Source organism: Melittangium boletus DSM 14713 (assembly GCF_002305855.1).
In the GTDB taxonomy this organism is placed as follows: domain Bacteria; phylum Myxococcota; class Myxococcia; order Myxococcales; family Myxococcaceae; genus Cystobacter; species Cystobacter boletus.
Genome location: NZ_CP022163.1, coordinates 8,267,005 through 8,287,334 on the forward strand (window position 1 = coordinate 8,267,005; position 20,330 = coordinate 8,287,334).

Sequence of the window (20,330 nt, forward strand, 5' to 3'; positions counted from 1 at the left end):
ACCTCCGTGCCGCTGACCACCCCTTCGTCCCGGGGCGAGCAGTCCAATATGGAGACCCTCGCGGCTGATTCCGGTGAGCTGCAGGTTCTAGCTCGCCGAGGCCAGGATGGGCACTACCGGCGGCGGAGGTGGGGTTGACGCGCGACTATCTGCGCTGGTGCGAGCGCACCGGCAGGCCCGGAGACTGTCTCCGCTTGCTGACGGAGAGCCCCATCGTCAACGGGGACGGCCGTTTCGCTCTTGCACTCGCCCTCGCGAAGGGCGCCGTGCTGGACGAGATGCTGGCGGCGTTCAAGGACATGGCCGACCCACACGCCATGGTGGCAGCGGTTCTCTGGACCTGGACGACGTACATGGTCCTCATCTCGATTCCCGACGTGACGGTCTCGAAGGGCCTCGCGGCGGTGATGACCGCCACACTCATCTCCTACGTGGGTGTCGACACCTTCTGGGGACTCGTCGTGGGATTCAAGCGGCTGATGGACGAGGCGGACCGAGCCGCCACGTTCAACGAGCTGCGCGAGGCCGGGGAGCGGTATGGCAAGGTGATGGGCCGCAACGCGGCGCGTGCGTTCGCCATGCTGGCCACGGTGGCGCTCGGCAACACGGCGGCGGGGTTGGCGGCGAAGGTGCCGACGCTGCCCGGTGCGATGCAGGCGGCGGCGCGGGCGGAGACACAGGTGGGCCTCCGCCTCGCGGCAGTGGGAGAGGTCGAGATGGTCGCCGTGAGTGCCGAGGCCGTCACCATCGCACTTGCTCCGGGCGCCGTGGCGATGTCGGCTCAGGGGTCGGGTGCCACGAGCGCCCCGCTCCCGGCGAGCGGTGATGACATCTCGGTCAAAGATGTGCACGTAGACGTTTCCAAGCACAACCTCGACCGCTTGGCTCCAACGTGGCCAGAGCAACGACAGTTCCTCATCGACGCTGTCCGCCAGCTCGATGGGAAGGTCAGCGCATTGGCCACAACCCCCCAAGGGTCCATCTTCGAGAGCACCCTCAAGATCAATGATAGGTTCGGGGGGATTGCGAACCTGACCATCAACACCGCTTTCATTCCCCCATGACGGACCATCTCGAATTTCTGGCGAAGCGAGTGCTGGAGACAGGAGGAGCAGAGGCAGAGCGGGCCTTCCGCGATACGCTTCGTCACGTCTCCGACCCCGCTGTACTCCGGGTGCTTGCAGGAAAGTTCTACGCTGAGCCCGAGGTATCGGTGCCCACCTATGAACGACTCCTGGAGCTGATGCCCAAGGACGTGCTCACACGGGTTGAATTCGGATTCATCTATTTCCTCATGGGAGAAGACGGCGAGGCGCGTCGGCAGCTCGGCATGGCCCAGGCGTTGGACCCGGAGCACGTGCAGGTTCTCACCTTGGAGGCGGCACTGGCACGTGAGTCGGCCGAGAAGGTCCGGCTCTACCGCCGCATCCTCCAGAAGGAGCCGCTGAACGAGATTGCACGCGGCAAGCTCCGTGAGCTGGGGGAAACGCCGTAGTTCTTGGCCTGGAGGCCGTAATGGGGCAGACGGATTCCAAGAAGAAGCTCGGGCGCTTCGAGCTGCGAGTCTCCGAAGACGATCAGGACGTGGCCTATTTGCGCCTCCCGAGTCATCCCGGTGAGACCTGCAAGATGTCGAAGTCGATCAGGCTGGCCGAACTCATGGGTTCCTACGCGGGTCCCGATGTGGTGCTCGACTTCGACCAGGATGGAGTTCTGGTTGGAATCGAGATCCTGGCGTGATGCCCTGAACGAGATTGCACGCGGCAAGCTCCGTGAGTTGGGAGAAACGCCGTAATTCTTGGGTTATCCCGGTGAGCCCTGCGAGAGTCGGAGGCTCACGAGAGGTGGAGGGGCAGGGAGGTCAGCCCCCGTGGGCCGAGCGACCCTCGCCAGCGCAGCTGCTCCCGTGGCACCGCGAGCCTCGTCTCCGGGAAGCGCGACACCAGGGCCAGGAGCGCGATCTTCCCCTCCAGCCTCGCCAGCGGCGCCCCCATGCAGTAGTGCGCGCCCAGGCCGAACGCCACGTGACGGTTGGGGTGCCGGGTGATGTCGAGCCGGTCCGCGTTCTCGAACACCGCCTCATCCCGGTTCGCCGAGGCCAGGATGGGCACCACCATGGCGCCGCGCGGAATGTGCTGCCCGTGCAACTCGATGTCCTCCCGGGCGAAGCGCGGCGTGGGCATCTCGATGGGGCTGGTGTAGCGCAGCAGTTCCTCGACCGCCGAGCCGATCAGCTCCGGGTGCTCGCGCAGCTTCTGGAGCTGATCCGGGTTCTGGAGCAGCGCGAGCATCCCATTCCCGATGAGATTCACCAGGGTGTCGTGCCCGGCCAGCAGCAACAGGAAGATCATCGAGATGAGTTCATCCTCGCCGAGGCGATCTCCCTGTTCCTCCGCCTGCACGAGCCCCGTCAATAGATCCTCCCCGGGATGTTCGCGGTGCAGCCGGATCAGCTCGCGGAAGAAGCCCAGCATCCGGGAGGCGCTGGGGAAGCGGCGGATGAAGTCGAGGGGCGTCTCGAGCTTCGAATCCAGCAGCCGGGAGGTCCACCGGCGGAACCTCGGCCGATCCTCCTCGGGTACACCCATCATCGCCGAGATGACCGTCAAAGCGAGGGGCGCCGCGAACTCGGAGAGGAGATCAATGCTCCGCTTCTCCGCGGCTTCATCGAGCAGGCGGCTGACGAGCCGCTCCATCGTCCCCTTCAGCTCCTCGACCCGGCGAGGAGTGAACGCCTTGTGCACCAGGTCTCTCAGGCGGCGGTGATCGGGCGGGTCGCTCGCCACCATGTTCGTCTGGAATGTCCGGAAGAGGCGGGGCATCCACCACCGATCCGTCGGGTTCCTTCCTCCCACGGCATTGTGGCGGCTGCTCGCGAGGCGGGGATCCAACAATGCATTCACCACATCCTCGTAGCGAGTGAGAAGCCAAGCCCTCCCAACGAAGGGTCGGTGAAGAGTGATAATGGGCGATGTCTTCCTCAGCCGGGCATAGGTCGGGTACGGGTCCGCCCGGAACTCGGGGGCCGCGAGGTTGAGTTCAGGGGTCATTCATTCTCTCCGTCTGGGAACAGGGCACTCATGAAGATGGGGTGTGGACTCGCATGTCGTGACAGCTCCGCTCATGAGTGGAGCGCGGGTCCATTCGTCCGGTCGAGCGTTCCGGTTCCGTCACGTCTGGTGAATGCCAACTCTCTTGTTTGAACGGCGAGGAGCAAGGTCACCGACACCCTTCATCGTTGGCGATTCACGCCTCGCCCTTGAACCGCGCCACGCGCGCCATGAAACGAGGCCCCGACGATGAGACGCTCCACTTCTCTCCTTCCGGTTCACGCCTTGACCGCGGTACTGCTCGCCGCGCTCCTGGTGCTCTCGGGATGCCGTACGATCGGGTTTCCGAAGCCCTCCAAGCCCAAGCCCCTGCCACCCGAGGTCACGCTCAAGCTCCAATCCGTTCTCGAGGAAGCACAGGCCTACGAGCAGGCGCCGGGAATGATCATGGCGGTTCGGATCGGCGACTCCGAGCCCTGGATCGGCGCCATCGGCTGCGAGGACGAGGCCTGTACCCGGAAGATGTCGCCCCAAGCGACCTTCCGGCTTGGCAGCATCACCAAGAACTTCGTGGGAATGGCCATCCTCCAGCAGGCCAGCGAGGGCAAGCTTCGCCTCGATGACACCCTGGAGAAATGGCTTCCGGGGGTGTTTCCCAACATCGATGGCAACGCCATCACCATCCGCCAGTTGATGAACCACACCAGCGGCATCGAGAGCTACACGGACAACCCGCCCTGGATCATCACCGTGTACAAGAATCCGCTCAACGTCTGGAATTCACCCCAGGAGCTCCTGGGGCTCGCGCAGCAGTTGCGTGATCAGTCGATCGCCAACCACACGGTGATTCCACCGGGCTCCACGTTCTGGTACTCGAACACGAATGGCATCCTGCTGGGGATGATCGCCGCCAAGGTCGACGGGTACCCGGTCACCGATTGGCAGCAGGTGCTCCAACGCCGGTTCTTCCGCCAGCTCGGCCTGCGGCACACCCAGATTCCCGAGGTGGGAAATGCCTCCGTCGGTTCCGACAACCGCGGCTACGCCAACTTCTTCAACTTCCTGGGAGAAGCCAATTGCCGCATGATCGATCCCTCCTGCACCGACAAGGACGTCGACATCACCCTCCAGGAGATGTCGAACGCGTGGTCGGCCGGCGCGATCATCTCCACCGTGGGGGACTTGTTGAAGTGGTTCGACGCCGAAGTGAAGGGGGATTTGATCAGCCCGGAGATCCGCCGGCAGCAACAGGCCTTCATCGATACGATCGTCCCCAACCTCCAGGTGGGCCTGTCGATGTTCAAGCAGACGAAGTATGGCTTCATCGGCCACCGGGGTGAGGTATTCGGGTTCAACGCCACCATGCAGTACCTGCCCGGAAAGGACATGACGGTGGTGGTGCTGGCCAACCGCTCGGCCCTCAATGGCCGTCACGTGGGCCCCGTGCCCGAGAGGGTGTTCGAGGTGCTCTTCCCCGAAATGCTGTCCGAGCGGCAGCGAGCGCGAATCCGAGCCCGGGGAATGGAGACCCAGGATCCTCCCCACATCCGCAATCCCTTCGAGCCGCGACCGCGCGCCTTGCTGCTTCCCAAGCGGCAGCAGACGAGAAGCCAGGCGCCAGAGGAGCGGATCGAGTCGTTGGGAAAGGAAACCCAGGATCCTCCTCATCTCCGCAATCCCTTCCAGAAACAGCCCTGACGTCCGCGAGGAGGAGCGGATTTCCGCGCCGTTCCTCCTCACAACTGGCGACTTCCAGACTCCAGATCGAATGACGGCGAAGAGCGATGAGGCCGGGAGCGGAACTCCCCCGGCGAGCCTCGATGCCGCGTGGCGAGAGCCTCCGGACGTGCAAGCCCGGAGGCTCCCGTCTTGTCCACGACCTTCCGAGGTTCTTCGATATGGATTCCCTCGTTCCCACGACCCTGACACAGGCGCTGCACCGCGCCGCTCTGGGTGATCGCGCCATCCACTACCTCGAGCCGTCCACGGACGAGAGCGTGCAATCCTACGCGGAGCTTCGTGCCGAGGCGCTTCGGGTGCTCGGCTACTTGCAGCGCCAGGGCGTCGGGCGGGGCGATGAGGTGGTGCTCCAATTCGAGCGCAACCGGGACTTCGTCACCGCGCTGTGGGCCTGCATCCTCGGAGGCATCATCCCGGTGCCGCTGGCCGTGGGCCGGGTGGACGAGCACCGCCTCAAGGTCTTCAAGGTCTGGTCGGTCTTGAGCCGGCCCCACCTGTTGTGCGCGGAGGCCGATCTGGTCTCGAACCTGGCCGCCTTCGGCAGGAGCCACGGCTTCGACGAGGTGGCGGCCAGGCTGGAGTGCCGCGCTCTCTCGTTCGTGGATGCCGCCGCCGCGCCCTCGCCTGGCGTGGAGCACCCGGCCGCTCCGGAGGACATCGCGCTCGTCCAGTTCTCCTCCGGCTCCACCGGAGAGCCCAAGGGCGTCATCGTGACCCATCGGGGAGCGATCGTGAACACCTCGGACATGATCGCCACCCTGCGCGTCACCGGGAGCGATGTGTTCCTCGGCTGGATGCCCCTCACCCATGACTTCGGGGTCATCGGTTTCCACTTCACCCCGCTCGTGGCGGATGTGCCGCAGTACCAGCTCCCCAGCCAGGGCTTCGCGCGTCATCCCCGCCTGTGGATGCAGTACGCGAGCGAGCACCGCGCCACCATCCTGGCCTCGCCGAACTTCGGCTACCGCCACCTGTTGGAGCACTACACGCCCGAGGCCGCGGCGCACTGGGATCTCTCCCACGTGCGGATCATCCAGAATGGCGCCGAGCCCATTCTCGCGGGGTTGTGCCGCCGTTTCCTCGACGAGCTGGCGCGCCATGGTTTGCGGCGAGAGGCCATGATGCCCGGGTACGGGCTCGCCGAGGCCACCCTGGCTGTCTGCTACACCGGGTTGGATGAGGTGGTCCCCTCGCTCGTGATGGACCGGCGCTTCCTGGGAGTAGGCGAGCGGGTTCGGTTCCTCGAGGTCACGGACTCTCACGCGATCGAGGTGGTGGAGGCCGGCCGCCCGATCCCCCATACCCGGGTCCGCATCACCGACGCGTCCTCGCGGCCGCTGTCCGAGGGCGTGGTGGGCCACGTGCGGATCCAGGGTCCCAACGTCACGCCGGGCTACTACAACGCCCCGGAGATCACCCGGCGCACCCTCGACGAGGAGGGCTGGCTCGATACCGGGGACCTCGGATTCCTGCACGAGGGACGGCTGGTGATCACCGGCCGGGCGAAGGACATCCTCTTCGCGGGAGGGCTCAACTTCTATCCGCACGACGTCGAGCGCGTCTGCTCGGAAGTGGAGGGCATGGGGACGGCCCAGGTCGCGGTGGCGGGTCTGCACGATCCTCGAAAGGGCGGGGAGCGCGCGCTCGCCTTCGTGACGTTCAAGCGCTCGCTGGATGAGTTCGCTCCCCTGGCCCGGCGGATTTCCCGCCATGTCTTGCAGCGGCTCGGCCTCTCGCTGGACGCGGTGCTCCCAGTCGCGCGCATCCCGAAGACCACCAGCGGCAAGGTGCAGCGCTTCGCCCTGGCCAGGCGCTTCGAGGCGGGTGAGTTCGACGAGGTGTTGGCCTGGTTGGCCTCTCTCGAGGCCCGCGAAGCCGCTGGCGAGGTCACCGTGCTCCAAGAGGCAATCCACGCCCAGGGACGCTCGGCGGTGCTCTCCTTCGTGCGGAAGGAGGCCGAGCGCATCGCCGAGGTACCCATCGCCGACGAGCATGCGCCTCTCGGGCAGTTCGGGTTCAGCTCCGCGAAGGCGGTGGCGCTGGTGACCCGTCTCGGCCAGCTGAGCGGGCGTGTGCTGCCCGTGTCGCTCCTGTTCGATCATCCAACGTTGAGCCAGCTCGCGGACGCGCTGGTCACGGAGCTGGCCACGCCCGCTTCCGAAGCCAACGGGCACGCCGTGAAGGAGACGGCCTCACCGGAAGAGCCCATCGCGATCATCGGCATCGGGTGCCGCTTCCCCGGTGGCGCCGACAGCCCCGAGCGCTTCTGGCGGCTGCTGGAGGCGGGCCAGGATGCCTCGGGAGACATTCCCGGGGAGCGCTGGGATGGAGACGCGTATTTCAGCTCGGACCCCGAGGCTCCGGGGAAGGCGTATGCCCGGCGCGGCGCGTTCCTCCAGGATGTGCGGGGCTTCGACGCGGAGTTCTTCGGGCTGATGCCGCGTGAGGCGGAGGCGCTGGATCCCCAGCAGCGCTTGCTGCTCGAGGTGGCCTGGGAGGCGCTGGAGCACGCGGGCCTCCCTCCGGAGGAGCTGCGCGAGAGCGCCACCGGCGTCTATGTCGGCATCTCCGGGAGCGACTACGGCGGCCTCACCACCCATGACCCGGAGGCGCTGACGCCGTACTCCCTGACGGGGACGCTCCTGAGCACCGCCGCGGGACGGCTCTCGTACACGCTCGGCTCGAGAGGTCCTTGCCTGGCGGTGGATACGGCCTGCTCCTCCTCGCTGGTGGCGGTGCATCTGGCCGTGCAGAGCCTGCGGCGCGGCGAGTCCGCGCTCGCCCTGGCGGGCGGCGTCAACCTGATCCTCTCGCCACGCTCCTTCGTGGCGCTCTCGCGGCTCCAGGCGCTCTCTGCGGATGGCCGCTGCAAGACGTTCGACGAGTCGGCCGATGGCTACGGCCGTGGCGAGGGAGCGGGGGTGGTGGTGCTCAAGCGCCTGCGTGACGCGGAGCGGGACGGCGATCGGGTGATCGCGGTGATTCGTGGCTCGGCCGTCAACCACGATGGCCGAAGCAGCGGGCTGACGGTCCCCAATGGAGTGGCGCAGGAGTCCGTCCTTCGGGCCGCCCTGCGGGATGCCGGCGTGGAGCCCGACTCGGTCTCCTATCTCGAGGCGCATGGCACCGGGACCCGGCTGGGGGATCCGCAGGAGATGCGGGCCATCGACCACGTCTACGGGGCGGCTCGTTCGCCTGGGGCTCCGCTCCACGTGGGCTCGGTCAAGACCAACATCGGCCACCTGGAGAGCGCTTCGGGCATCGCGGGGCTGTGCAAGGTGGCCCTGGCCCTGGAGCGCCGACGCATTCCGGGCCATCTCCACCTGCGCCAACCTAGCTCCCGTATTCCCTGGGAGCGCATGCCGGTCGTGGTGCCGCGGGAGACGGTCGACTGGCGCACGGGCGCCGGGCCTCGCCGTGGGGCGGTCAGTTCCTTCGGCCTCTCCGGGACCAATTCCCACGTGGTGGTGGAGGAGTACTCCCGGGCCACTCCCGCGCGCACCGGCGTGGAGCGCTCCGTCCACCTGCTGGCGCTCTCCGCTCGGGACGAGCAGGGCGTGCGCGAGCTCGCGGCGCGGTACGTCGAGCGGCTCGCCACGGTGCCTCCTCCCGAAGTGGCCGACCTTTGCTACACGGCCAATGCTGGTCGCGCGCACCACCCCAGGCGCCAGGTGGTGATCGGCTCCAGCGTGGATGCGCTGCGCGCCGGGCTCGAACGGCTCATCCGGCTCCAGGACGGAGCGCTGGCTCCAGTCGCCGCACCGGCCAGTCCTCCCATGAGTGTCTGGCTGTTCACCGGTCAGGGCTCCCAACGCGCCGGCATGGGACGCGCCCTCTACGAGACCAGTCCGGTGTTCCGCGCCGCGCTGGACGAGTGCGCCGCGATCCTGGAGCCTCTGACCGGCGCTTCGCTGGTGGACTCCTTGTATGGCGATGCGTCCCGGACCGCGGCCATCGACGAGACGGACCAGGCACAACCGGCCATCGTCGCGGTGGAGATCGCGCTCGCCCGGCTCTGGCTCTCGTGGGGACTCCAGCCCCAGGCCGTGGCGGGCCACAGCGTGGGCGAGTTCGCGGCGGCCTACGTGGCGGGCGCGCTCTCGCTGGAGGATGTACTGCTCCTGGTGGCGGCCCGTGGGCAGTTGATGCGGACCCTCCCCGAGCGCGGCACCATGGCCGCCGTCCTCGCCAGCGAGGAGACGGTGCGTGAGGTGCTTGCTTCCTCCGGAGAGAGCGTGGTGATCGCCGCCGTGAACGCTCCCGATCGCGTGGTGATCTCCGGCCGGGAGGCGGAGGTGGCGGGCGTCCTCGGTGCCTTGTCAGCGCGGAGAATCGCGTCGAAGCGGTTGGTGGTCTCGCACGCCTTTCACTCACCACTGATGGAGCCGATGGCGGAGGACTTCGCCAAGGTCGCCGCGGGCATTCGCGCACGGCCCCCGGCGATCCCGCTTTTCTCGACGCTCTCCGGCCAGCGTCTGGATGCGGCTCCGGACGCGGAGCATTGGCGGCGGCAACTCCTCGCTCCGGTCCGCTTCTCCGCCACGCTCCACGCGCTGTACGACGCCGGGGCCCGGGTGTTCCTGGAGATCGGCCCCACGCCCATCCTGTCCGCTCTCGGCCCACGGTGCGTGCCGGATCCCGGGGTGACGTGGCTGCACTCACTCGCACCGCGAGAGGACGCGTGGGAGTCGATGCTCTCCAGCCTGGGGGCGCTCTATCGCGGAGGCGCGTCCGTCCAGTGGAAGGCCTTCGATCGCCCTCATCAGCGGCTCGTGGTGGATGCGCCCACCTATCCGTTCCGCAGGACTCCGTTCTGGAGCCCGGCGGCGGGTGGACGCGCGCCCGTCAGTCGTGCCCCCGTGGGCACTCCCGCTTCTCCCCGGCGTGATGGAGAGATCCGTTCTCTCATCCTGCGCACGGTGGGGGAGGGTTCTGGCGCGGATTCGGAGAGCATCGACACCCAGCGGAATGTCTTCGAGCTGGGGCTCGACTCGCTGGTGCTGTTCAAGGTGCGGCAGGCCCTGGAGCGCGACTTCGGCGTGTCGATCCCCGTGAGCGCCTTCTACAAGGAGGCGGATACCGTCGAGCGGATGGTGGCGTACGTGGACGCGGCGCTTCCCCCGGAGGCGCCCGCCGCCCAGCCCGCGCCGGTCTCCCGCCCGGAGCCCATGTCCGACTCTGGCTCCGTCGAGCAGGTGGTGGCCCGGCAACTCCAACTCATGGAGCAGCAGCTCGCGCTGTTGCGCCAGGTCCACTCGGGAGCGGCCTCGAACGTGCCCGGGGTGACTCGCTCGGAGCCGCCCGCTTCCGCTGGAGAGGTCTTCGTTCCCTACAAGCGGATCGTCACCGCTCCTTCCAGCTCCACGAACCCCCGTCAGAAGGCCTTCCTGGAGACGCTCATCCGGGATTTCAACGCGCGGACGCCCGGCTCGAAGCGCGTCACCCAGGCCTCCCGTCCGGTCCTCGCCAACAACCGCGCCGTCGCCGGGTTCCGGCCCTCGTGGAAGGACATGGTCTACCCGCTCCAGGTCGAGCGCGCGGAGGGCAGCAAGCTCTGGGATGTCGATGGCAACGCCTACGTCGACCTGACGATGGGGTTTGGTGTCTACCTGTTCGGCCACGGCTCGCCGTTCATCCTGGACGCGGTGACGGAGTCGCTTCGGCGCGGGGCTCCGCTCGGACCGATGACGCCCCTGCCGGGACAGGTGGCGGAGCTCCTGCGCGAGCTCACCGGCGTGGAGCGCACCGCCTTCTACAACTCGGGGACCGAGGCGGTGATGGTGGCCCTTCGGCTGGCCCGGACCGTGACAGGCCGCTCCAAGGTGGTTCTCTTCAGCGGCTCGTACCATGGCAGCTTCGACGGCATCCTGGCCTCTCCCGGGGGTGGCATCGCTCCCGCCGTCCCGGTGTCTCCGGGCACGACCGGCAACCTGGTCCGCGACGTCATCGTCCTGCCCTACGGTTCGTCCGAATCGCTGGAGCTGATCCGGAGCTGCGCGGGCGAGCTGGCCGCGGTGCTCGTCGAGCCCGTCCAGAGCCGCAAGCCGGAGTTCCAGCCTCGCGACTTCCTCCACGAGTTGCGCCGGATCACCCACGCGTCCGGTACCGCGCTCATCTTCGACGAGGTGATCACCGGCTTCCGGATCGCTCCGGGAGGCGCGCAGGCGCACTTCGGCGTGCGCGCGGACCTGGTCACCTACGGGAAGGTCATTGGGGGTGGCATGCCGATCGGTGTCGTCGCCGGCGGCGCCCGCTTCATGGACGCGGTGGATGGCGGGAGCTGGCGGTTCGGGGACGACTCGTACCCCAAGGCGCAGAACACCTTCGTGGCGGGCACCTTCTGCCATCACCCGGCGGCGATGGCCGCGTCGTTGGCGGTGCTCGAGCGCCTGCGCCAGGAAGGGCCCGCGCTGCAGGAACGGCTCAACCGCCGCACGGCCGAGCTGGTGGATGACCTCAACGCCTTCTGCGCCCAGCGAGGCGCGCCGGTGCGGCTGGTGAACTTCGGCTCGCTCTTCCGGTTCCAGGTGAAGGGGGACTGGGAGCTGCTGTTCTACCGGCTGCTGACCCAGGGCATCTACGTCTGGGAGGGGCGCAACTGCTTCCTGTCCACCTCGCACACCGACGAGGATTCACGGAGGATCCGCTCGGCGGTGGAGCAGTCCATCGAGGAGATGATGGCCGCGGGATTCGGGCCGCCCGAGCCCGAGGGGCCTCGTCCCCAGGGCCCGCGTCCGGAGCTCGTCTCGTACCCGATGTCCTCGGCGCAACGGCGGATGTACACGCTCAGCCAGCTCGAGGGCGGTGAGCATGCGTATCATCTTTATGGCGCTCTCGAGATAGACGGCTCGCTCGACGAGGCGCGCACGGAGGCGTGCTTCCGCGAGCTCATCGTCCGGCACGAGAGCCTGCGCACCCGCTTCACGGTGGGCCCGGATGGGTCGTTCCTCCAGCGCGTGCACTCCTCGGCTCCCTTCGCCCTGGAGCGCGGCTCCTACGCCGACGAGGCGGAACTCGTCTCTCGCTTCGTCCGGCCCTTCCAGCTCGCCGAGGCCCCGTTGCTCCGGGTCGGGGTGTTCCGCCTCGCGGATGGCCGGCGGGTGCTGGCGCTCGATGCCCATCACGCCGTGGTGGACGGTCTGTCCCTCACCACGCTGTTCCAGGAGTTCGTGACGCTGTACCTCGGCCAGCCGCTCGGTCCGGCTCCCCGGCAGTGCCGGGAGCACGCCGCCTGGGAGGAGGCCTTCCTGCGCGCCAACGCGGCCTCCCAGGAGCGCTACTGGTTGGATCGGCTCGCGGGTGAGCTGCCGGGCCTGTCACTCCCCACCGACGCGCCCCGGCCCGCTCTCCGCACGTTCGAGGGAGGGGAGCTCCGCCTTCGCCATCCCGCCGCCGCGCTCCGCGCGCGTGCTCAGGAGCGAGGGGCCTCGCTCTACATGCTGCTGCTGGCCGCCTACAAGGTCCTGCTCCAGCGGTTGACCGGCAATCGCGAGACGGTGGTGGGCACCGCGCATGCCGGCCGCCAGCGCGGCGGCTTCGAGGGCGTGGTGGGCATGTTCGTCAACTCGCTCCCGGTGCGTACGCTCGCTCCGGCCGGAGCGTCCTTCGTGGACTTCCTCGACGAGGTGAAGCAGCGCTGCCTGGAGGCCTACGAGCACCAGGAGCTGCCCTTCGATCTCCTGGCGCAGCGGCTCGGTGCGACGAGCGATCGGGGCCACAACCCGCTGTTCGAGACGATGTTCTCCTTCGAGCGCGCGGACGGCCGCGTCATCCAACTGCCTGGGCTCTCCCTGCGGGAGACGGTCCTGCCCAAGCCCACGTCGCTCTTCGATTTCAGCCTGGACGTGGTCGAGGAGCAGGGAACGCTCCACTTGCGCTTCGAGTACGCGAGCGCGCTGTTCCAGCGCTCCACCATCGAGCGCTTCGTCCGCTACTTCGTGTCCATCCTGGAGGAGATCGAGCGGAATCCAGCGAGGCCCCTGGAGGAGATCACGTCCGCCACGCGAGAAGAATTCGTGGTGGCAAGGACGCTCGAGGAGAGGGACGAGAGGCTGGAGGCGACGCTGCCAGAGCTGTTCGAGCGACAGGTGGAGAGGAGGGCGGAGCACCCGGCGGTGGAGGAGGGAGAGGAGGAGGTGACGTACGGGGAGCTGGACGCGTGGGCGGGGGCGATAGCGTGGGAGCTGAGGGGCCGGTGGGGACTGGAGGAAGGGACGGTGGTGGGGGTGCTGATGCCGAGGGGCGTGGGAGCGACGGCGGCGCAGCTGGGAGTGCTGAAGGCGGGAGGGGTGTACCTGCCGCTGGAGGTGGAGCTGCCCGAGGAGCGGGTGCGCTACATGCTGGAGGACAGCGGGTGCCGGGCGGTGCTCACGGACGAGAGGGGAAGGGAGAGGCTGGGAGAAGCGGCGAGGCCGGGCGGTGGTGGAGGTGGAGGCGCTGAGGCGAGTGGAGCCAGCGCCAAGGGTGGAGCGAAGGAGGAAGGCCGGGGACGCGGCGTACATCATTTATACGTCGGGCTCGACGGGGGTACCCAAGGGGGTGGAGTGCCACCACCGGGGACTCATCAACACGGTGCTGGAGCAGGTGGAAGGCTTCCAGGTGGGGGAGGAGAGCCGGGAGTTGCAGTTCGCGTCACTGGGTTTTGACGCGTCGATGTCGGAGGTGTGGACGGCGCTGGTGGTGGGGGCGACGGTGGTGGTGGCGGGGAGGGAAGTCATAGAGGAGCCGGAGGCCTTCACTCGGTACGTGGAGGAGAAGGGGGTGACGGTGGTGACGTTGCCGCCGGTGTACCTGAGCGCGCTGGGGAGGCACCCGCTGCCGACGGTGAAGACGCTGGTGACGGCGGGGGAGGCGCCGAATCCCGAGGACGCGAGGCACTACGCGAGGAGCAAGCGCTACCTGAATGCGTACGGGCCGACGGAGTGCGCGGTGTGCGTGACGATGCATGAGGTGAGAGCGGAGGGGGAGTACGGGAGGGGAATACCGGTGGGGCGGCCGTTGAGGAACGTGGGGGTGGTGGTGGTGGACGGGGCGCTCAACGCGTTGCCGGTGGGGGTGGAAGGAGAGGTGTGCGTGACGGGAGTGGGGGTGGCGAGTGGGGTACGTGGGGAAGGAGGAGCTGACGAGGGAGAAGTTCGTGGAGCACCCGGAGTACGGGAGGGTGTACCGGACGGGGGACATGGGGAGGTGGAGGGAGGACGGGGAGCTGGAATACGTGGGGAGGAGGGACGGGCAGGTGAAGGTGAGGGGGCAGAGGGTGGAGGTGGAGGAGGTGAGGAGGAGGCTGCTGGGGCACGAGGGGGTGGAAGGAGGCGGCGGTGGTGGATTGGGAGGGGAAGGCGGGCAAGGAGCTGGCGGCCTTCGTGGTGGGCAAAGGCGGGGTGAGTGGGGAGGAACTGCGGCGGTGGATGGGGGAGGTACTGCCGGGGGCGATGGTGCCGGGGAGAGTGAAGGGCGTGGAGCGGCTGCCGCTGACGAGCAACGGCAAGGTGGACAAGGCCGCGCTGCGCGAGTGGGCGGGGCAGGAGGAGGAAGGCGGAAGGGAACCGGAGGAGGCGCCGAGGACGCGGGAGGAGAAGGAGCTGGCGGAGGTGTGGGAGGAGGTGCTGGGTCGCAAGAAGGTGGGGAGGAGGGAGAACTACTTCGCGTTGGGAGGAGACTCCATCAAGGCCATCCGGATGGGGGCGAAGTTGAGGGAGAGGGGATGGAGGGTGGAGGTGAGGGAAGTCTTCACACACCCGACGGTGGAGGAGTTGGCGGGGTGCATGAGGAGGGAGGGGGAGAAGGCGAAGAAGCAGGAGGAAGTGAAGGGAGAGGTGGAGCTGACGCCGGTGCAGAGGTGGTGGGCGGGGAAGGTGGAGAAGGAGCACTGGAGCCACTTCAACAACGCGGTGCTGTTGAAGGTGGAGAAGGTAGAGGTGGGAGCGCTGAGGAGGGCGCTGGAGGCGGTGGGGAGGCAGCACGACGCGCTGAGGCTGCGCTGGAGGCAGGGAGAAGAAGCAGGGGTGAGGCAGGAGTACGCACAGGAGGGAGCGGCGAGGGAGTTGGGAGAGGGGCTGGTGGAAGTGGAGGTGAAGGGAGGGGAGTGGAGGAAGGAGCTGGAGAGGGAGGCGGAGAAGCTGCAGGGGAGCCTGAGCCTGGAGAAGGGGCCGGTGGCGAGGGCGGGGCTGATACACACGCCGGAGGGGGAGAGGGTGTTGTGGGTGGTGCACCACGTGGCGGTGGACGCGGTGTCGTGGGGGGTGCTGGTGGAGGACCTGGGGGCGGCGTACCGGCAGTGTGAGGCGGGGGCGGAGCAGGTGGTGCTGCCGGAGAAGACGGACTCCTTCCAATCCTGGTCCCGCGCTCTTCGCGACTACGCTGGGAGTGCCGAGGTCCATGCCGACAAGTCCTACTGGGCCGGGGTGGACGCCGAAGTGAAGCGGCTGGGTCCTCTTCCGAGCGAAGGCGCCAGGGGCACGGGGGTGGAGGGTGACGTCGCGAGGCTCCGGGTCGAACTGGACGAGGAGCGCACCTCTATTCTTCTACGCGTGGCGGGGATCCTCGGACGGCTCGGAATGAATGGCCTGCTCGTCACCGGACTCGCGCGTGCCTTCCACGACTGGACGGGCGAACCTCGACTCGCACTGGCCATGGAAGGACACGGCCGTGAGCGCATCCCGGGAGGGCTGGATGTAAGCCGGACGGTGGGCTGGTTCACCTCGATCTACCCCGTCGTCATCGACTCGAGGCCTGCCGAGAGCACCAGCGAGCAACTGCACTCGGTGCTGCGGAGCTTGCGTGGCGCGGCCCGGCGAGGTCTGTCCTACGGGCTCCTGCGGGGCGATTCGAGCCCACTCGGGGCCGAGCCACCGATGGGCTTCAACTACCTGGGTGAGGAAACCCACGGGAGTGATGTCTCGGGCGGCTTCGTCGAAGCGGATGAGGCAACGGGCTCCAGCCGGAGTCCTCATGCGCGACGGCTCCGGGAGATCGAGATCGACGTCCTCGTCCGGGACGGACGCCTTCAGCTCCAGCTCGCGTACAACGGACGGGCGTTCCCGGAGTCCCGCATGAGGCGCCTGGCAGAGGGCTCGGTGCATGAGGCGGTCGAGGTGGCGCGGAGTGTGTCGCCGCGGTCCGTCGAGGCCGAGCGCGTCCGCCTGTACCTCCTGCCGTTCGCGGGGGGGAGCGTGGATGCCTATGGGCCGCTCCTGGCTGGCCTCGGGCGCGAGGTCGACGTCGTCCCCGTGGAACTCCCGGGCCGGGGGGCACGCTCCGCCGAGCGGTCGCTGGAGAGTCTGGGGGCCATGACGGAATTCGTGCTGGAGCGCATCCGCGCCGACGGCGGTGGGCCATACGCCCTGTTCGGACACAGCCTGGGGGCATTGCTGGCGTACGAGGTGGCGCGCGCCGCCAGCGCCGCCGGCCTGGACGCGCCCCGCCACGTCTTCTGCGGGGGTCTGGGCGCGCCGTGGCGGATCCCTCCCCGGGAAGGGCCGCGCTCGGACTCGGAGTTGCTCTCCGGAACGAACCGGCCACCTCCCACCCCCGAGGCGCGAGACCGGCTCCTGGAGGTGCTTCGGGCGGACATCGGCGCGGTCGATCGCTACCGCCACCAGCCGGGTTGCGCCTCGAACGCGCCCCTGACGCTGCTGGCCGGGGAGCAGGAGGGAATCTCGGACGAGGATCTCCTGGCGTGGCGGGAGGCGGCTCCGGGCGGGTTCACCGTGCGGCGCTTCGAGGGAGGCCACGGGTTCCTCTTCGAGCACGTGGCCCGCATCACGGAACTCATCTCCGAGACCTTGTCGGAGTGAGCGCCGCGTTCCAGATTTGGAACACAGTGATGCATTCCGGCCCTCTAGTGCGCCGAGTGCAACAGTTGCATTGATCCTTCCGGACACGGTGAGAAGGAGCCGCACATGGATCACGAGGATGAAGAGGGAGTCACGCGGCGCGCGGCGCTGGTGGGCGGACTGGCTGGAGCCGCGGGGCTCGCCGCGCTGGCGAACGGGCAGCGCTCCTCGGAGAGCGAGTCCAAGAGCGAGCGCATGCCCGTCGTCTTCATGCCGCACGGCGGAGGACCGTGGCCTTTCGTCGACATCGGCTTCAATGATCCAAAGGAGTTCTCCGCCCTGAGCGGCTACCTCCAGTCCGTGCGGACCCTGCCGAAAACCGCGCCCAAGGCGCTCCTGGTCATCTCGGCGCACTGGGAGGAGGCGGTGCCCACGGTCATGACCAGCGAACGCCCGCCCATCCTCTACGACTACTACGGCTTCCCGCCCGCCTCGTACCAGATCACCTGGCCCGCGCCGGGCCACCCCCAACTGGCGGCGCGCGTGAGGGAATTGCTCGGGGCGGCGGGGTTCGAGACGGCCAGCGATTCACGGCGCGGCTACGATCACGGCACCTTCATTCCGCTCAAGCTGACCTACCCGGACGCGGATGTCCCGACGGTCCAACTGTCGCTCAAGCAGGGGCTGGATCCCGAGGAGCACCTGGCGATGGGACGCGCGCTCGCGCCGCTGCGCGACGAGGGCGTGTTCATCATCGGCAGCGGGATGTCGTACCACAACCTGCGTGCGGGCTTTGGTCCTCGCACCCACCGCGCGGCGGAGGCATTCGACGTGTGGCTGCGCGAGACCGCCGTGCTCGAGGCGAAGGAGCGCGATGCCCGTCTGGTGCAGTGGGACAAGGCGCCCGCGGGCCGTCAGTCCCATCCGCGCGAGGAGCACCTGCTGCCCCTGATGGTCATCGCCGGAGCGGCGGGCGCGGACCGTGGCTCCATCGCCTACAACGGCACCTTCCTCGGCACGCCGCTGTCCGCGGTCCACTTCGCGTGAGGCCCGTGGCGTCTACTCGCCGCCGCTGGCCATGAGGGGATTGGCGGCGATGAAGGCGAGGACGAAGTCCCGGAAGGCGGCGACCTTCCGGGGGACGTGCTCGGTGCGGGGGTGGACGAAGAAGAGGCTGCCCACCTTGCTTCCCCACGTGGGCAGCACCCGGACGAGCAGTCCGGCGGTCACATCCTGACGCGCCAGGAAGGTGGGGAGGAGCCCGAGGCCCATGCCCTCGCGAACCGCGCGATGCGCGAAGAGCAGGTCGTCGGTGACGAGGCGCGGCCTCTCGGGTGCCACGAGCGGCGGGGGCAATTGCTTCACATGGCGGTGGATGACCCAGTCATGCGCGCCCACGTCCGAGGCGCTTCGTGGCGGGCCTCGCCGAGCGAGATAGGTGGGGGCCGCGTAGATGGCGGACTCCAAGCCACTGATCCTCCGGGCCACGAGCGTCGAGTCCGAGAGCTTGAGCGCGACGCGGAGGGCTCCGTCGAACCCCTCGCCCACGAGGTCCACGGTCTGGTTGGTGGGGCGGATGTCGAGCTGGACCGCCGGGTAGCGCGCGGAGAACTCCGCCGCGAGCGGAGCGAGGAAGGTGAGCGCCATGTCGACGGGCGAGGTGATTCTCAGCTCTCCGGAGGGCTCGGCTTCCTGTTCGGGGAGGCCGCCGGTGATGTCGCGCAGAGCGGCGACGTGCGGCCGCACCTTCTCGTAGAAGGCCGTCCCCGCCGTGGTCAGCGCCACCTTGCGCGTGGTGCGGTGGAAGAGCTGCACGCCGAGTGATTCCTCGAGCGCCGCCACTCCCCGGCTCACGGAGGACTTCGGAAGTCCCAGGTTCCGGGCCGCCGCGGACATGCTCCACGTCTCGGCGACCGCCACGAACAGCGGGAGGAGGTTCAGATCGGTCGTTCCACTCACGGAACGCGGTTATGCCAGCGAGCGCTCGGAGCCCGCCAGCGCTCAGCGGTAGGTGATGAGCGCCCGGCGAGCGCCCTCGAAGTGGGCGTGCTCGTTGAGCGTGGACAGGTAGCGGCCGCGCTCGCCGTAGATGACCTTGGTCACGGCCGCGTTGGCCATCGTCCAGTTGAGCTGGAAGGCGTGCTCGTCGGGGATGTGCAAGAGCCCCTGGCACACGGCGCTGATGGGTCCCGCGGACGTGAACACCAGCGCGGTGCCGGAGGGGCCAAGCGCCTGGAGGACTGTCTCCAGCGCCTGGGTGCAGCGCTGGCGGAATGCGGGCCAGGACTCGGTGTACTCCTCGGCGGGGCCATTCACCCAGCGCGCCACGGCCTGGGAGAACAACTCCTGGAAGGCCCGGCGAGGATCGGCCGCCTTCGAGATCTCCTCCCGCAGGACGGCGGCGTCCGCGTAGCGCGGCGTGTGGCGGTGCAGCAGCTCGTCGTGGTTGAACTCGTCGAAGCCCGCCAGCACCTGGGGAGGCACGTCCATCCCCATGGCCGCGAGGCACGTCTCGGCCGTCTGCCGGTGCCGCGCCAGCGTGCCCATGAAGACCGCGTCCAGCTTGAGCACCCGCGAGCGCAGCACCTCTCCGAGCACTCGTGCCTGCTCGAAGCCGGTGTCGGAGAGCTGATCGTAGTCCGCCTGGCCGAACGACGCCTGGCCGTGGCGGACGAAGTACACGGCGCCCATGTCAGCGGCCCTCGCGATGGATGAGCCAGCGGCAGCGCCAGTGCAGGTAGTTGATGAGCACCCAGAAGTTCTTGAACGCCGGGTTGCGCGTCTGCTTGTGGTGGTAGCGGTAGTAGATCTGCTGGGCGATCACCGCGAGGCGGAACAGGCCGTACACCTCATAGAAGATCCAATGGTCGGGCTTGAGGCCCGTGCGCTCCAGGTAGTACGCGACCACCTCCTCGCGCCGGAGCATCCCGGGCAGGTGGGTGGGCTGGCGGCGCGTCGTGCGCAGGAACACGTCGTCGTCCGCGTGCACCCAGTAGGCGAGGGTGTTGCCCAGGTCCATCAGCGGATCCCCCACCGTGGCCATCTCCCAGTCGAGCACGCCGATGACCTCGGTGGGCCGGTCCGGATCCAGCACCACGTTGTCGAAGCGCCAGTCGTTGTGGATGACGCGGGTGGCGATGTCCTCGGGGGTGTGCTCGCGCAGCCAGTCGCGCACGTAGCGGAAGCTCGGCACGTTCCAGGTGCGGGCCTTCTCGTAGCGCTCGGACCAGCCCTCGATCTGCCGCCGGGGATAGCCAGGGCCCTTGCCCAGCGCCGAGAGCCCCGCCTGCCGGGGGTCCACCTGGTGCAGCTCGATCAGCTTGTCGATGACGTGCAGGCACAGCTCGCGAGTCTGTGCCTCGCTCAAGGACAGACCCCGGGGCAGGTGCTTGCGGGGAATCAAGCCCGGGATGCGGTCCATCACGTAGAAGTCGGTGCCGATGACGGACGCGTCCTGGCACAGGCCCACCATGGTGGGCACCGCCGGATAGACGGGCTTGAGCGCCTTCTGCACCGAGTACTCGCGGGCCATGTCGTGCGCGGACTTCGCCTTGGTGCCCGAGGGGGGCCGGCGCAGGATGAGGTCGCGCTCGGGGTACTTCAACCGGTAGGTCCAATTGGAGGCGCCCCCCGAGTACTGGGTCACCTCGGGCGTGCCGTGCAGCGAGGGCTCCTGGGTCTTGAGCCATGCGTCCACGGCCGCGACGTCGAGCTCCTCGCCCGCGCGCACGGCTCCTGCCTGGTCGGTGATCTGGGTCTGGGACAT

Annotated in this window: 10 protein-coding genes and 2 pseudogenes; 8 read left to right on the top strand and 4 right to left on the bottom strand. The window is 68.4% G+C overall.

Features of this window, described 5'->3' with window-relative positions; genetic code table 11:
* Positions 1 to 122: 122 nt before the first annotated feature.
* The 3 genes and pseudogenes from sitA5 to MEBOL_RS34265 all read left to right on the top strand — a co-directional run.
* A pseudogene (gene sitA5 / locus MEBOL_RS34255) lies at positions 123 to 789 on the top strand (SitA5 family polymorphic toxin); the annotation flags it as partial.
* Positions 790 to 1,060: 271 nt separating this feature from the next.
* Positions 1,061 to 1,495 carry a tetratricopeptide repeat protein gene (locus MEBOL_RS41575; protein ID WP_157823840.1) on the top strand — a complete coding sequence of 145 codons (435 nt, stop codon included), beginning with the start codon at positions 1,061 to 1,063 and terminating at the stop codon, positions 1,493 to 1,495.
* Between the two features lie 20 nt (positions 1,496 to 1,515).
* A complete protein-coding gene (locus MEBOL_RS34265; protein ID WP_095981368.1) occupies positions 1,516 to 1,740 on the top strand; it encodes a DUF2283 domain-containing protein in 225 nt (74 codons plus the stop codon).
* Between the two features lie 95 nt (positions 1,741 to 1,835).
* Here the strand turns inward: MEBOL_RS34265 and MEBOL_RS34270 are convergent, their stop codons facing one another.
* A complete protein-coding gene (locus MEBOL_RS34270; RefSeq protein ID WP_245919104.1) occupies positions 1,836 to 2,822 on the bottom strand; it encodes a cytochrome P450 family protein in 987 nt (328 codons plus the stop codon).
* A 513-nt stretch (positions 2,823 to 3,335) separates the two neighbouring features.
* On the opposite strand from MEBOL_RS34270, the gene MEBOL_RS34275 reads away from it, so the two are divergent.
* From MEBOL_RS34275 to MEBOL_RS34295, 5 genes and pseudogenes are all read left to right on the top strand, one after another.
* Positions 3,336 to 4,748 carry a serine hydrolase domain-containing protein gene (locus tag MEBOL_RS34275; RefSeq protein WP_157823841.1) on the top strand — a complete coding sequence of 471 codons (1,413 nt, stop codon included), beginning with the start codon at positions 3,336 to 3,338 and terminating at the stop codon, positions 4,746 to 4,748.
* Positions 4,749 to 4,948: 200 nt separating this feature from the next.
* Positions 4,949 to 13,159 (top strand): annotated as a pseudogene (locus MEBOL_RS34280) (aminotransferase class III-fold pyridoxal phosphate-dependent enzyme); the annotation flags it as partial.
* A gap of 94 nt (positions 13,160 to 13,253) precedes the next feature.
* Positions 13,254 to 14,174 (top strand): AMP-binding protein, encoded by a 921-nt coding sequence (locus MEBOL_RS43865; protein ID WP_157823842.1) that lies wholly within the window; start codon positions 13,254 to 13,256, stop codon positions 14,172 to 14,174.
* Complete coding sequence (locus tag MEBOL_RS34290) at positions 14,111 to 16,585, top strand: alpha/beta fold hydrolase (protein WP_170115651.1); 2,475 nt, start codon at positions 14,111 to 14,113, stop codon at positions 16,583 to 16,585. The genes MEBOL_RS43865 and MEBOL_RS34290 overlap by 64 nt, the downstream gene beginning before the upstream one ends.
* A gap of 105 nt (positions 16,586 to 16,690) precedes the next feature.
* The gene (locus tag MEBOL_RS34295; RefSeq protein ID WP_095981373.1) at positions 16,691 to 17,611 is read left to right on the top strand and encodes a DODA-type extradiol aromatic ring-opening family dioxygenase; all 921 of its coding nucleotides are present in this window, start codon (positions 16,691 to 16,693) and stop codon (positions 17,609 to 17,611) included.
* A 12-nt stretch (positions 17,612 to 17,623) separates the two neighbouring features.
* Here the strand turns inward: MEBOL_RS34295 and MEBOL_RS34300 are convergent, their stop codons facing one another.
* From MEBOL_RS34300 to MEBOL_RS34310, 3 genes are read right to left on the bottom strand one after another with little or no spacing between them, the layout of a single operon-like run.
* Positions 17,624 to 18,523, bottom strand: a complete 900-nt coding sequence (locus MEBOL_RS34300; protein WP_245919105.1) for a LysR family transcriptional regulator — start codon at positions 18,521 to 18,523, stop codon at positions 17,624 to 17,626.
* A gap of 42 nt (positions 18,524 to 18,565) precedes the next feature.
* Positions 18,566 to 19,255 (bottom strand): histidine phosphatase family protein, encoded by a 690-nt coding sequence (locus MEBOL_RS34305; protein WP_095981374.1) that lies wholly within the window; start codon positions 19,253 to 19,255, stop codon positions 18,566 to 18,568.
* A gap of 1 nt (position 19,256) precedes the next feature.
* Positions 19,257 to 20,330 (bottom strand): phosphotransferase family protein, encoded by a 1,074-nt coding sequence (locus MEBOL_RS34310; RefSeq protein ID WP_095981375.1) that lies wholly within the window; start codon positions 20,328 to 20,330, stop codon positions 19,257 to 19,259.

Excerpts from the sequence above, each read along its gene's own strand:
- MEBOL_RS34305 (WP_095981374.1), bottom strand. The coding sequence starts at position 19,255 with ATGGGCGCCGTGTACTTCGTCCGCCACGGCCAGGCGTCGTTCGGCCAG.
- MEBOL_RS34310 (WP_095981375.1), bottom strand. The coding sequence starts at position 20,330 with ATGTCCCAGACCCAGATCACCGACCAGGCAGGAGCCGTGCGCGCGGGC.
- MEBOL_RS34270 (WP_245919104.1), bottom strand. The coding sequence starts at position 2,822 with ATGCCCCGCCTCTTCCGGACATTCCAGACGAACATGGTGGCGAGCGAC.
- MEBOL_RS34295 (WP_095981373.1), top strand. The coding sequence starts at position 16,691 with ATGGATCACGAGGATGAAGAGGGAGTCACGCGGCGCGCGGCGCTGGTG.
- MEBOL_RS34265 (WP_095981368.1), top strand. The coding sequence starts at position 1,516 with ATGGGGCAGACGGATTCCAAGAAGAAGCTCGGGCGCTTCGAGCTGCGA.
- MEBOL_RS41575 (WP_157823840.1), top strand. The coding sequence starts at position 1,061 with ATGACGGACCATCTCGAATTTCTGGCGAAGCGAGTGCTGGAGACAGGA.